This window comes from Leclercia adecarboxylata (assembly GCF_035787115.1).
GTDB classification, from domain to species: Bacteria; Pseudomonadota; Gammaproteobacteria; order Enterobacterales; family Enterobacteriaceae; genus Enterobacter; species Enterobacter adecarboxylatus_E.
Genome location: NZ_JALKTL010000007.1, coordinates 70968 through 83128 on the forward strand (window position 1 = coordinate 70968; position 12161 = coordinate 83128).

Annotated in this window: 13 protein-coding genes; 7 read left to right on the forward strand and 6 right to left on the reverse strand. The window is 57.9% G+C overall.

Annotated elements, in window-relative coordinates; genetic code table 11:
- The first annotated feature begins 6 nt into the window (after positions 1–6).
- The 4 genes from lldP (at position 7) to trmL (ending at position 4175) form a co-directional block, all read left to right on the forward strand.
- Positions 7–1662: an L-lactate permease gene (gene lldP, locus MXM41_RS19135; protein WP_325933730.1), complete on the forward strand. Its 1656-nt coding sequence runs from the start codon at positions 7–9 to the stop codon at positions 1660–1662.
- Positions 1659–2432, forward strand: coding sequence for a transcriptional regulator LldR (gene lldR, locus MXM41_RS19140; RefSeq protein WP_325933732.1), 774 nt, complete (start codon positions 1659–1661; stop codon positions 2430–2432). The genes lldP and lldR overlap by 4 nt, the downstream gene beginning before the upstream one ends.
- Positions 2429–3616: an FMN-dependent L-lactate dehydrogenase LldD gene (gene lldD, locus MXM41_RS19145; protein WP_325933734.1), complete on the forward strand. Its 1188-nt coding sequence runs from the start codon at positions 2429–2431 to the stop codon at positions 3614–3616. The genes lldR and lldD overlap by 4 nt, the downstream gene beginning before the upstream one ends.
- Before the next feature lie 85 nt (positions 3617–3701).
- Positions 3702–4175: a tRNA (uridine(34)/cytosine(34)/5-carboxymethylaminomethyluridine(34)-2'-O)-methyltransferase TrmL gene (gene trmL, locus MXM41_RS19150; RefSeq protein ID WP_325933736.1), complete on the forward strand. Its 474-nt coding sequence runs from the start codon at positions 3702–3704 to the stop codon at positions 4173–4175.
- Here trmL and cysE read toward each other — a convergent pair.
- The 5 genes from cysE to MXM41_RS19175 all read right to left on the reverse strand — a co-directional run bounded on the left by cysE (position 4172) and on the right by MXM41_RS19175 (position 7288).
- Positions 4172–4993 (reverse strand): serine O-acetyltransferase, encoded by an 822-nt coding sequence (cysE, locus tag MXM41_RS19155; protein WP_039030144.1) that lies wholly within the window; start codon positions 4991–4993, stop codon positions 4172–4174. The genes trmL and cysE overlap by 4 nt on opposite strands.
- Before the next feature lie 78 nt (positions 4994–5071).
- Complete coding sequence (gene gpsA / locus MXM41_RS19160) at positions 5072–6091, reverse strand: NAD(P)H-dependent glycerol-3-phosphate dehydrogenase (protein ID WP_325933737.1); 1020 nt, start codon at positions 6089–6091, stop codon at positions 5072–5074.
- On the reverse strand, positions 6091–6558 hold the full coding sequence (gene secB / locus MXM41_RS19165) for a protein-export chaperone SecB (RefSeq protein ID WP_039030146.1): 468 nt from the start codon (positions 6556–6558) through the stop codon (positions 6091–6093). The genes gpsA and secB overlap by 1 nt, the downstream gene beginning before the upstream one ends.
- Positions 6559–6590: 32 nt before the next feature.
- Positions 6591–6842, reverse strand: a complete 252-nt coding sequence (gene grxC / locus MXM41_RS19170; RefSeq protein ID WP_103177738.1) for a glutaredoxin 3 — start codon at positions 6840–6842, stop codon at positions 6591–6593.
- Between the two features lie 14 nt (positions 6843–6856).
- Positions 6857–7288 (reverse strand): rhodanese-like domain-containing protein, encoded by a 432-nt coding sequence (locus MXM41_RS19175; RefSeq protein WP_325933738.1) that lies wholly within the window; start codon positions 7286–7288, stop codon positions 6857–6859.
- A 248-nt stretch (positions 7289–7536) separates the two neighbouring features.
- Between MXM41_RS19175 and gpmM the strand changes: the two genes are divergently transcribed.
- The 3 genes from gpmM to MXM41_RS19190 are packed head-to-tail and all read left to right on the forward strand — an operon-like array spanning position 7537 to position 11325.
- Complete coding sequence (gpmM, locus tag MXM41_RS19180) at positions 7537–9084, forward strand: 2,3-bisphosphoglycerate-independent phosphoglycerate mutase (protein ID WP_325933739.1); 1548 nt, start codon at positions 7537–7539, stop codon at positions 9082–9084.
- A gap of 33 nt (positions 9085–9117) precedes the next feature.
- Positions 9118–10377, forward strand: coding sequence for a murein hydrolase activator EnvC (gene envC / locus MXM41_RS19185; RefSeq protein ID WP_325933918.1), 1260 nt, complete (start codon positions 9118–9120; stop codon positions 10375–10377).
- Between the two features lie 3 nt (positions 10378–10380).
- Positions 10381–11325 carry a divergent polysaccharide deacetylase family protein gene (locus MXM41_RS19190; RefSeq protein ID WP_325933741.1) on the forward strand — a complete coding sequence of 315 codons (945 nt, stop codon included), beginning with the start codon at positions 10381–10383 and terminating at the stop codon, positions 11323–11325.
- 23 nt (positions 11326–11348) lie between these two features.
- On the opposite strand, the gene MXM41_RS19195 is transcribed toward MXM41_RS19190, so the two are convergent.
- A complete protein-coding gene (locus MXM41_RS19195; RefSeq protein ID WP_325933742.1) occupies positions 11349–12152 on the reverse strand; it encodes a glycosyltransferase family 2 protein in 804 nt (267 codons plus the stop codon).
- Positions 12153–12161 lie beyond the last annotated feature (9 nt).

Sequence of the window (12161 nt, forward strand, 5' to 3'; positions counted from 1 at the left end):
CCTGCAATGAGCCTCTGGCAACAAAACTACGATCCGGCTGGAAACATCTGGCTGTCGAGCCTGATAGCTTCGCTACCTATTCTGTTTTTCTTCTTCGCGCTAATTAAGCTCAAGCTGAAAGGGTATCTTGCGGCAACCTACACCGTTGCCATCGCCCTGCTGGTGGCGCTGTTCTTCTACAAAATGCCGGTCGATCGCGCGCTGGCCTCGGTGGTGTATGGCTTCTTCTACGGTCTGTGGCCGATAGCCTGGATCATCATTGCGGCGGTCTTTGTCTATAAAATCTCGGTGAAAACCGGACAGTTCGACATTATCCGCTCGTCCATCCTCTCCATTACTCCGGACCAGCGCCTGCAGATGCTGATCGTCGGCTTCTCCTTCGGCGCGTTCCTTGAAGGTGCGGCCGGGTTTGGTGCGCCGGTGGCGATCACCGCCGCCCTGCTGGTGGGGCTGGGCTTTAACCCGCTGTACGCTGCCGGTCTGTGTTTGATCGTCAACACCGCGCCGGTGGCCTTTGGCGCGATGGGGATCCCGATTCTGGTAGCCGGGCAGGTGACCGGGCTGGACAGCTTTGAGATTGGTCAGATGGTGGGCCGTCAGCTGCCGTTCCTGACCATTATCGTGCTGTTCTGGATCATGGCGATTATGGACGGCTGGCGCGGCATTAAAGAGACCTGGCCTGCGGTGATGGTCGCAGGTGGCTCGTTCGCCATTGCCCAGTATCTCAGCTCCAACTTCCTCGGGCCGGAACTGCCGGACATCATCTCGTCGCTGGTGTCGCTGGTCTGCCTGACGCTGTTCCTGAAACGCTGGAAGCCGGTACGCATCTTCCGCTTTGCCGATATGGGTGCCTCGCAGGTCGATCAGACCCTGGCCCGCACCGGCTATACGCCCGGGCAGATTGTCCGCGCCTGGTCTCCGTTCCTGTTCCTGACCGCGACCGTGACGCTGTGGAGTATCCCGCCGTTTAAAGCCCTGTTTGCCCCGAACGGCGCGCTGTACGACATGGTGGTGAATATCTCCGTGCCGTTCCTCGACAAGATGGTCGCCCGTATGCCGCCGGTGGTGCACGACGCCACGCCGTATGCGGCAGTGTTCAAATTCGACTGGTTCTCCGCCACCGGCACGGCCATCCTGTTTGCCGCGATCCTTTCCGTGGTGTGGCTGCGCATGAAGCCAGCTGCCGCAGTGCAGACCTTTGCGGCTACCCTTAAAGAGCTGATGCTGCCGATCTACTCCATCGGCATGGTGCTGGCGTTCGCGTTTATCTCGAACTACTCCGGCCTGTCATCAACGCTGGCGCTGGCGCTGGCCCATACCGGTTCCGCATTCACCTTCTTCTCGCCGTTCCTCGGCTGGCTGGGGGTATTCCTGACCGGGTCAGATACGTCGTCTAACGCCCTGTTCGCTGCCCTGCAGGCAACGGCCGCGCAGCAGATTGGCGTGTCGGATGTGCTGCTGGTGGCAGCCAACACTACCGGCGGTGTGACCGGGAAGATGATCTCGCCGCAGTCCATCGCCATTGCCTGTGCAGCGGTGGGGCTGGTGGGTAAAGAGTCCGATCTGTTCCGCTTTACCGTGAAACACAGCCTGATATTTACCTGCATGGTCGGGGTCATCACCACCCTGCAGGCCTATGTCTTAACCTGGATGATCCCATGATAGTGATGCCCAGACGCCTGTCCGACGAGATTGCTACTCGCGTACGGGCGCTGATTGAAGAGATGCAGCTGGAAGCGGGCATGAAGTTGCCCGCCGAGCGTCAGCTGGCCGCCCGGCTTGGCGTGTCGCGCAACTCGCTGCGCGAAGCCCTGGCGACCCTGGTCAGCGAAGGGGTGCTGGTAAGCCGTCGCGGCGGCGGCACCTTTGTGCGCTGGCAGCACGATGACTGGTCCGGGCAGAACATTGTTCAGCCGTTGAAAACCCTGATGGAGAACGACCCGGACTACAGCTTTGATATCCTCGAAGCCCGCCACGCCATCGAGACCAGCACCGCCTGGCATGCGGCGATGCGGGCAACCGAAGCGGATAAAGAGAAGCTCAAAGCCTGCTTCGAGGCGACGCAAAGCAGTGACCCGGATATCGCCTCGCAGGCAGACGTGCGTTTTCATCTGGCCATCGCCGAGGCCTCGCACAACGTCGTGCTACTCCAGACCATGCGCGGCTTCTTCGACCTGCTGCAATCCTCCGTTAAGCAGAGTCGCCAGCGTATGTATCTGGTCCCTCCCGTTTTTGTCCGGCTGACCGAGCAGCACGAGGCGGTTCTCAACGCCATTCTTGCCGGTGATGCTGAAGCCGCACGCGCCGCGATGATGGCGCATCTGGGCTTCGTCCACACCACCATTAAACAATTCGATGAAGATCAGGCCCGACAGGCGCGTATTACCCGTCTGCCTGGCGACAACGCTATTTCCAGGGAGAACAACTCATGATCATTTCCGCAGCCAGTGATTATCGCGCCGCCGCCCAGCGCATTCTGCCGCCGTTCCTGTTTCACTATATTGATGGCGGCGCCTATTCCGAATATACCCTGCGCCGCAACGTGGAAGATCTGTCGGAAGTGGCCCTGCGTCAGCGCGTGCTGAAGAATATGTCTGACCTGAGCCTTGAGACAAAACTGTTCAACGAAACTCTCTCTATGCCGGTCGCTCTCGCGCCGGTCGGGCTGTGCGGCATGTATGCCCGCCGGGGTGAAGTGCAGGCCGCGGCGGCAGCGGATGCAAAAGGCATTCCTTTTACCCTCTCTACCGTCTCGGTCTGTCCGATTGAAGAGGTGGCGCCCACCATCAAGCGCCCGATGTGGTTCCAGCTGTATGTCCTGCGCGACCGCGGCTTTATGCGCAATGCACTGGAGCGGGCGAAGGCGGCAGGCTGCTCCACGCTGGTCTTTACCGTCGATATGCCGACCCCCGGCGCGCGCTATCGCGATGCCCATTCCGGAATGAGCGGCGCGAATGCCGCGATGCGCCGCTACTGGCAGGCGGTAACCCATCCGCAGTGGGCATGGGATGTGGGAATCAATGGTCGCCCGCACGATCTGGGTAATATCTCCACCTATCTGGGTAAACCGACGGGGCTGGAAGATTACATCGGCTGGCTGGCGAATAACTTTGACCCGTCAATCTCGTGGAAAGACCTGGAGTGGATCCGTGAATTCTGGGATGGCCCGATGGTGATCAAGGGGATCCTCGATCCGGAAGATGCCCGCGATGCGGTGCGCTTTGGCGCAGACGGAATCGTGGTGTCGAACCACGGTGGTCGTCAGCTCGACGGCGTGCTCTCCTCCGCCCGCGCCCTGCCCGCCATTGCCGATGCGGTAAAAGGCGATATCGCCATTCTGGCAGACTCGGGGATCCGCAACGGACTGGATGTGGTGCGCATGATTGCCCTCGGCGCCGACAGCGTGCTGCTGGGCCGGGCGTATCTGTACGCGCTGGCGACCCACGGCCAGGCGGGGGTGGCAAATCTGCTTAACCTGATCGAGAAAGAGATGAAGGTGGCGATGACGCTGACCGGCGCGAAAACTATCCCGGACATCAGCAAGGAGATGCTGGTACAGGAGTTGAGTAAGCTCCCTGCCGGGCTGGCACCGCTGGCGCAGGGGAATGCGGCTTAGATGGGTGCGGTCTGATCCCCTTACCCTGACCCTCTCCCCAAAGGGGAGAGGGAATGATATTCTGCCCCGCAATCAAGGGGGCAGCATGCTTAACATCGTTTTATTCGAACCAGAAATTCCGCCTAACACCGGCAACATCATCCGTCTTTGCGCTAACACCGGTTTTCGCCTGCACATCATCGAGCCGATGGGTTTTACGTGGGATGACAAGCGCCTGCGCCGCGCCGGGCTTGATTACCATGAATTTACTGCCGTGGTTCGCCATAAAGATCAGGCCGCATTTATGGAAACGGAAAAGCCGGAACGGATCTTTGCCCTCACCACGAAAGGCACGCCTGCCCACAGCGCGGTGAGCTATCAGGCGGGGGATTATCTGCTGTTTGGCCCGGAAACGCGCGGCCTGCCGGCCACTATTCTCGATGCCCTGCCCGCTGAACAAAAAATCCGTATTCCCATGATGCCGGACAGCCGCAGCATGAACCTGTCGAACGCGGTGTCGGTAGTGGTGTATGAAGCCTGGCGCCAGCTGGGGTATGCAGGCGCCGTTCTCAGAAGTTAAATCCCGTCGCCATACTCAAAGGTATGGTGGATGCCGTTGAAGAACTGATCCATATCCATCGCGGGCTTATCGCTGTCCGGTTTGCCGACGATACGCGCCGGTACGCCAGCCGCGGTGGTATGCGGGGGAACGGGTTGCAGCACCACTGAACCAGCGCCAATCTTCGCGCCGCGTCCCACCTCGATATTGCCGAGGATTTTTGCTCCTGCGCCAATCATCACCCCTTCACGGATTTTCGGGTGACGGTCGCCGCTGGTTTTCCCGGTCCCGCCCAGGGTAACGGACTGCAGGATAGAGACATCGTTTTCAATTACCGCCGTTTCACCCACGACAATACCGGTCGCGTGGTCGAGCATGATGCCACGGCCAATCTTCGCCGCCGGGTGAATATCGACCTGGAAGGTCACAGAGACCTGGTTCTGCAGGAAGATCGCCAGCGCGCGGCGGCCTTCGTTCCACAGCCAGTGGCCGATACGGTAAGACTGCAGAGCGTGGAAACCTTTCAGATAGAGCAGCGGCGTGGAGTATTTATCCACCGCCGGGTCGCGATTACGTACCGCCTGAATATCGCAGGCGGCGGAGGCGATCATCTCCGGGTCGGCCGCATAGGCCTCTTCCACCACTTCGCGAATGGCGATAGCCGGCATGATCGGCGAAGCCAGCTTGTTAGCGAGCATATAGCTCAGGGCGCTGCCGAGATTTTCGTGCTTGAGTAGCGTCGCGTGGTAGAAGCTGGCGAGCATTGGCTCACAGTCAGCCAGAGCCCGGGCTTCGGCTTTAATATTGTTCCAGACGATATCCAGTTCTTCACACGGCATTGCTTACTCCAGACGTAATGATAATGACCGGCCAGTCTTTGCCAGCCGGGTCATTCAGGTGACAACGCTTTCCTGCGGTTAACTGCTGCTACGCTCGTCCTTGCGTGCACGACCTAACAGGGTCAATGCTGCCTCGCGCGCATTTTTTCCGCAATACAATACCTGATAAATTTCCTCGGTTATTGGCATTTCGACACCAAAACGGTGTGCCAGCTCGCGGACTTCTTTGGTATTGCGGTAGCCTTCCACCACCTGGCCGATCTTCTCCTGTGCGCCGATCACATCCATGCCCTGGCCGAGCATCATGCCGAAACGACGGTTACGGGACTGGTTGTCGGTACAGGTGAGCACCAGATCGCCTAATCCTGCCATCCCCATAAAGGTGGCCGGATCGGCGCCGAGCGCTGCGCCAAGGCGGGACATTTCCGTTAACCCGCGGGTGATCAGGGCGGTACGCGCGTTCGCCCCAAAGCCGATGCCGTCGGACATGCCCGCGCCAATAGCGATCACGTTCTTCACCGCGCCGCCCAGCTGGACGCCGATAAAATCGGGGTTGCTGTAAACGCGGAAGCTTTTACCGCAGTGCAGCAGCTGCTGGAGATCGTCAGCGAAGGTCTCATCGGTCGAGGCCAGCGAGATGGCCGTTGGCAGCCCTGCCGCCAGCTCTTTCGCAAAGGTCGGGCCGGAGATCACCGCCAGCGGAATGTCATCTCCCAGCGCTTCGCGGGCGACATCCTGCAACAGGCGTCCGGTTTCGGCTTCCAGTCCTTTTGTCGCCCATACCACGCGCGCATCTTCACGCATCAGCGGTTTAATCTGACGCAGTACTTCACCAAAAACATGGCTGGGCACCACGATCAGAATATTGCGGCTGGCAGCAAGCGCAGTCGCAAGGTCGCTTTCAGGATGCAGTGAGTCAGGGAAAGGGACATCGGGGAGAAACGCGACGTTACAGCGATCGGCTTCTAACGTTGCGATATGTTCGGGATTGTGGCCCCAGAGAATCACTTCGTGACCATTTCTTGCCAGGGTGATGGCAAGAGCGGTGCCGTAAGAGCCGGCACCGATCACAGTCATTGACGCATTGACAGTACTCATCAGGCATCCTGATGTTGGTCAGTACCTTCGCCAGCTTGCTGCTGCAGATAGTTCATAAACAGCGCATCGAAGTTCACCGGCGCAAGGTTCAGTTGCGGGAACGTACCACGGGAAACCAGGCTGGTGATGCATTCACGGGCATACGGGAACAGGATGTTCGGGCAGTATGCGCCCAGGCAATGCGCCATCTGGTTACCTTCGATGCCGCCGATGGAGAAGATACCGCCCTGCTGTACTTCGCACAGGAATGCAGTTTCTTCGCCCAGAGAGGCGGTGACGGTAACACGCAGCACGACTTCATACACATCTTCCGCCAGCTGGGTGGAAGCGGTATCCAGATCAAGTTTAACCTCTGGCTGCCAGTCTTTCTGGAAAACGTGCGGCGCATTAGGTGCTTCGTAGGAGACATCTTTGGTGTAGATGCGCTGGATCTGGAAAGTCATTTCGGTATTGTTTTGTTCTGACATGGAAAAACCCTTTTTAATTGTCCTAAAACGCCTTAGCGCAGCAGGGGATCAAGTCCACCACGCGCATCGAGCGCATACAAGTCATCACAGCCACCAATGTGCTGCGCATCGATAAAAATCTGCGGAACCGTCGTACGGCCACTACGTTTAATCATCTCTTCACGCTTTGCAGCGTCGCCATCGATAGGCAGTTCCTGAAAGGTAACGCCTTTGCTGTCCAGCAGCGCTTTCGCACGATGGCAGAACGGACAGGTCGCTTTGGTGTAGATCTCGATATTGGCCATGTTCAGACTCCTGTTTACTTACCGCGAACCAGAGGCAGATTCTCGCCGCTCCAGCCAGAGATACCGTCCTTCAGGACAGTGACTTTCTCAAAGCCAGCTTTGACGAGCGCATTAGCGGGCTCGTTAGCCTGCATCCCGGTGCCGTCAACGACAATAACGGGTTTGTCTTTATGCTTTTCCAGTTCGCCAAGGTTATTGGCTTTGATTTCGGTCGGCAGCAGGTTAATTGCCCCTGCAATATGGCCTTTACGGAAATCATCACGCTGGCGCAGATCGACAACCACCGCCTCTTCTTTATTGATGAGACGCGTTGCTTCGCCGCGGTTAATTACCTTCACTTTAGAAGTGAGGCCTTTGAAAGTGGTGAAAAGTACTGCTGCCAGTAGACCAATCCACGCGATACAAAGTATGGGGTGGCGGCTGACAAATTGCATAATTTCTTGCATGGGGGGTAACGACTCCCGACTGAGTGAATAAAAAACCAGGACAGGAGTATACCTGTGCGTTGTGGCAAATACAGCCAGCGACCATAAGCTAATCCATTTTCTGCGTGCTGCCACGAAAAAAAAGACCAAAATTGACCTAACCTTAGCCTTACCCCCGCGGTTTCTTTGATCTTCTGCGGCTATTTGATCGATTCAGCTGTAGTAAAATTACGCAAATTTTTTGTCTTTTGAGCAAAGAGGTTGTCGCAATGTCGGTTTCTAAAAAACCTATGGTACTGATGATTCTGGACGGCTATGGCTATCGCGAAGATCAGCAGGATAACGCCATTTTCAACGCTAAAACCCCGGTCATGGACGCGCTGTGGGCAAAACGCCCGCACACGCTGATTGATGCGTCCGGCCTGGAAGTGGGTCTGCCAGACCGTCAGATGGGCAACTCCGAAGTTGGACACGTCAACCTGGGTGCGGGACGTATTGTTTATCAGGATCTGACCCGTCTGGATGTTGAAATTAAAGAACGCACCTTCTTTGCTAACCCGATACTGACTGGCGCGGTTGAAAAAGCGGCAGCAGCGGGCAAAGCCGTGCATATTATGGGACTGCTCTCTGCGGGCGGCGTGCACAGCCACGAAGATCACATCATGGCGATGGTAGAGCTGGCAGCCGAAAAAGGCGCAGACAAAATCTATCTGCATGCCTTCCTGGATGGCCGCGACACCCCACCACGCAGCGCCGAATCCTCCCTGAAAGCCTTTGAAGACAAGTTTGCCGCCCTGGGCAAAGGCCGCGTGGCGTCTATTATTGGTCGCTACTACGCCATGGACCGCGACAACCGCTGGGATCGCGTCGAACACGCTTACAACCTGCTGGTCGAAGCCAAAGGCGAATTCCAGGCCGACACCGCTGTTGCCGCACTGGCAGCCGCTTACGCCCGTGATGAAAACGACGAATTCGTGAAAGCGACCGTGATCCGCGCCGAGGACCAGGCCGATGCCGCAATGGAAGATGGCGATGCGCTGATTTTCATGAACTTCCGCGCTGACCGTGCCCGCGAAATTACCCGCGCCTTCGTTAATGCTGACTTTGACGGCTTCGCCCGCAGGAAAGAAGTGAAGCTGGGCGACTTCGTGATGCTGACCGAATACGCTGCCGACATCAAAGCGCCGTGCGCCTATCCGCCGTCTTCCCTGGCGAACACCTTCGGCGAGTGGATGGCGAAGCACGACAAGACCCAGCTGCGCATCTCCGAAACCGAGAAATACGCCCACGTCACCTTCTTCTTTAACGGCGGCGTTGAAGAGTCCTTCAAAGGGGAAGATCGCATTCTGATTAACTCCCCGAAAGTGGCGACCTACGATCTGCAACCAGAGATGAGCTCTGCCGAGCTGACCGAGAAGCTGATCGCCGCTATCGAAAGCGGCAAATACGACACCATCATCTGTAACTACCCGAACGGCGACATGGTTGGCCATACCGGGGTGATGGAAGCGGCGATCAAAGCCATTGAGGCGCTGGATGTGTGCATCGAGCAGGTGACAAAAGCGGTGGAAGCGGCGGGTGGCCAGATGCTGATCACTGCCGACCACGGTAACGCCGAGCAGATGCGCGATCCGGCCACCGGCCAGGCGCACACCGCGCATACGAACCTGCCGGTTCCGCTGATTTATATCGGCGATAAATCGGTTAAATCCGTCGATGGCGGTAAGCTTTCGGACATCGCACCGACCATGCTGTCCCTGATGGGCATGGAAATCCCGCAAGAGATGACTGGCAAGCCGCTGTTCATCGTGGAATAATCCCTCCCCATGAGGGGAAAGGCGATTGTTTCAATCACATGGGTCGTGAAGCCGTTACGGTTATCAGTCAGGCCTTTACTGTACGCCAGCGCACTCAGCGCTGGCGTATTGTTGTGCGCCGCATCCGCACAGGCGGACGAGCGCGATCAGCTTAAAACCATTCAGGCCGATATCGCGGCCAAAGAGCGGGCAGTTCGCCAGCAACAGCAGCAGCGCGCCTCGCTGCTCGCTCAACTCAAAAAGCAGGAAGAGGCCATCTCCGCCGCTGCGCGTCAGCTACGTGAAACCCAGAACACCCTCGCCCAGTTGAATAAACAGATAGACGAGATGAATGCGTCTATCGCTAAACTTGAGCGCCAGCGTGCCGCTCAGGAGCGCAACCTTGCGGCGCAGTTAGACGCGGCCTTTCGCCAGGGGGAACACACCGGCGTTCAGCTGATCCTCAGCGGCGAAGAGAGCCAGCGCGGCCAGCGCCTTCAGGCCTATTTCGGTTATCTCAACCAGTCCCGCCAGGAGACCATCGCCCAGCTGAAGCAGACGCGCGAAGAGGTCACCACGCAAAAAGCGGAGCTGGAAGAGAAACAGAGCCAGCAGCAGACCCTGCTCTACGATCAGCAGGCGCAACAGGCCAAACTGGAGCAGGCGCGCAACGAGCGTAAGAAAACCCTTGCCGGTCTCGAATCTTCCATTCAGGAAGGCCAGAGCCAGCTAAGTGAAATGCGCGCTAACGAATCGAAACTGCGCAACAGCATCGCCCGCGCGGCAGCGGCCGCGAAAGCACGTGCCGAAAAAGAGGCCCGCGAAGCGCAGGCCGTACGTAACAAACAGCAGGAAGCGTCCCGCAAAGGCACCACCTATAAACCGACCGAAAACGAGCGCTCGCTGATGTCCCGCACCGGCGGTCTCGGCTCACCGCGTGGCCAGGCCTACTGGCCCGTTCGCGGCTCAATTCTGCATCGCTATGGCGAACAGCTGCAGGGTGAGCTACGTTGGAAGGGGATTGTGATCGGCGCATCGGAAGGCAGCGAAGTCAAAGCGATCGCCGATGGCCGGGTGATCCTCGCCGACTGGCTGCAGGGCTACGGGCTGGTGGTGGTGGTTGAGCACGGTAAAGGCGATATGAGCCTCTACGGCTACAATCAGAGCGCGCTGGTCAGCGTGGGCACCCAGGTGCGAGCCGGTCAGGCAATCGCCCTTGTGGGCAGCAGTGGCGGTCAGGGCCGCCCGTCACTCTATTTCGAAATTCGTCGCCAGGGTCAGGCGGTCAATCCACAGCCGTGGTTGGGAAGATAAGTTTTGCTTCAATTTCGTCGTATGGTTCTCCCCCTCGTCAGCGCACTGGCGCTGGCGATGCCGGTTTACGCAGGTAAACTCGCTATCGTTATCGATGACTTCGGTTATCGTCCACACACAGAAAATCAGGTCCTGGCGATGCCATCCGCCATCTCCGTCGCCGTTCTGCCGAACGCGCCTCATGCGCATGAAATGGCCACTAAAGCCCATAACAGCGGGCACGAAGTGTTGATCCATCTGCCGATGGCGCCGCTCAGCAAACAGCCCCTGGAAAAGGACACGCTGCGCCCGGAGATGACCAGCGACGAGATCGAGCGCATCATCCGCGAGGCTTACAACAAAGTGCCTTACGCCGTAGGGCTGAATAACCACATGGGCAGCGCCATGACCTCCAGCCTGTTTGGCATGCAGAAGGTGATGCAGTCCCTGGCGCGCTATAACCTCTACTTCCTGGACAGCATGACCATCGGCAACAGCCAGGCGATGCGCGCCGCACAGGGAACGGGCGTGAAGGTGATTAAGCGCAAAGTGTTCCTCGACGACACGCAAAACGAAGCCGATATCCGCTTCCAGTTTAATCGCGCCGTACAGGTGGCCCGTCGCTCAGGTTCTGCGATCGCCATTGGTCACCCTCATCCTTCCACCGTTCGCGTGTTACAGCAGATGCTGCCCAACCTGCCTGCAGATATCACCCTCGTGCCCGCGAGCAGCCTGCTCAATGAGCCGCAGGTGGATACATCCCGGCCGGTCAGCACACCGCCCGGCGGTACTGCGCCAGGCACAAAACCGCGTAATCCCTTCCGTGGCGTGACGCTTTGCGCGCCTAAGCAGCCGCCAGAGCCGGTCTATGTCACCCGCTATTTCTCGGTCATTGGCGAAAGCATCAGCCAGAGTACGCTGGTGAAGTATGTTCAGCTGCAGTGGCAGGGCTGGGGCAGGAAAAGCTAAATCCCGCCCTGAAGCGAGATGGCTTACTCAATGACGTGAGAGTCCGTGTGTTTGTTTTTGCCCGCGGACGCTTTTTGCTCCTTATGCTGATACCAGGCTTTGAAGTATTTCAGAAAGCTGTAAAAGGTGGCGTAAAGACCGGTCACCACGCCCACTCTCCCCTGCCGCCACGCGCCGCTAAACAGATACCATTTGAAGAACGCGCCGATAGCGCTGATCACACCACGTCCAATCGACGGCCTGACGGGCTGATATTTCACCAGGCGGCTGGTGTAGCTGTTGAGCTTGTTGAATACCTCATGCAGCGAATAGAAGGTGTCATGCCGCACACGGCCCGGGATTTTCACCGACTGGATCGTCCCTTCCACTTTGTCATCCACCGGGCGCTGATTAAAGCGCGCCTGGGTCCGGTTAAACAGCCGCACCGGGAAATCAGGCGAAGAGACGGGATAAAGGGTACGCACCTCTTCCCCCAGTACATGCCAGTACCGGGAGATGCGCCATGCCAGCTGTGGGTGAGGTTCATCACCCGCCTTCAGGCGCAGGATAAAATCCACAGTTTCCGCATCCAGAATTTCATCACTGTCCATGCATAACACCCAGTCATTGCTCGCCAGATCGATGGCGTGATTCATCTGCACGCCATGCATGGCATAAGGGTGGTGGTGGGTGGTAATACCGTACTCCTGGCAAATGGCTAACGTGGCGTCGTGACTGCCAGAGTCGAGAACGATGAGCTCATCGGCGACAATGGTTAAAGGATGCAGCACTTCACGCAGCAGCCGCGCTGAGTTACAGGTCAATAAACAAACGGTGAGCTTGAACATAGGCGCTGT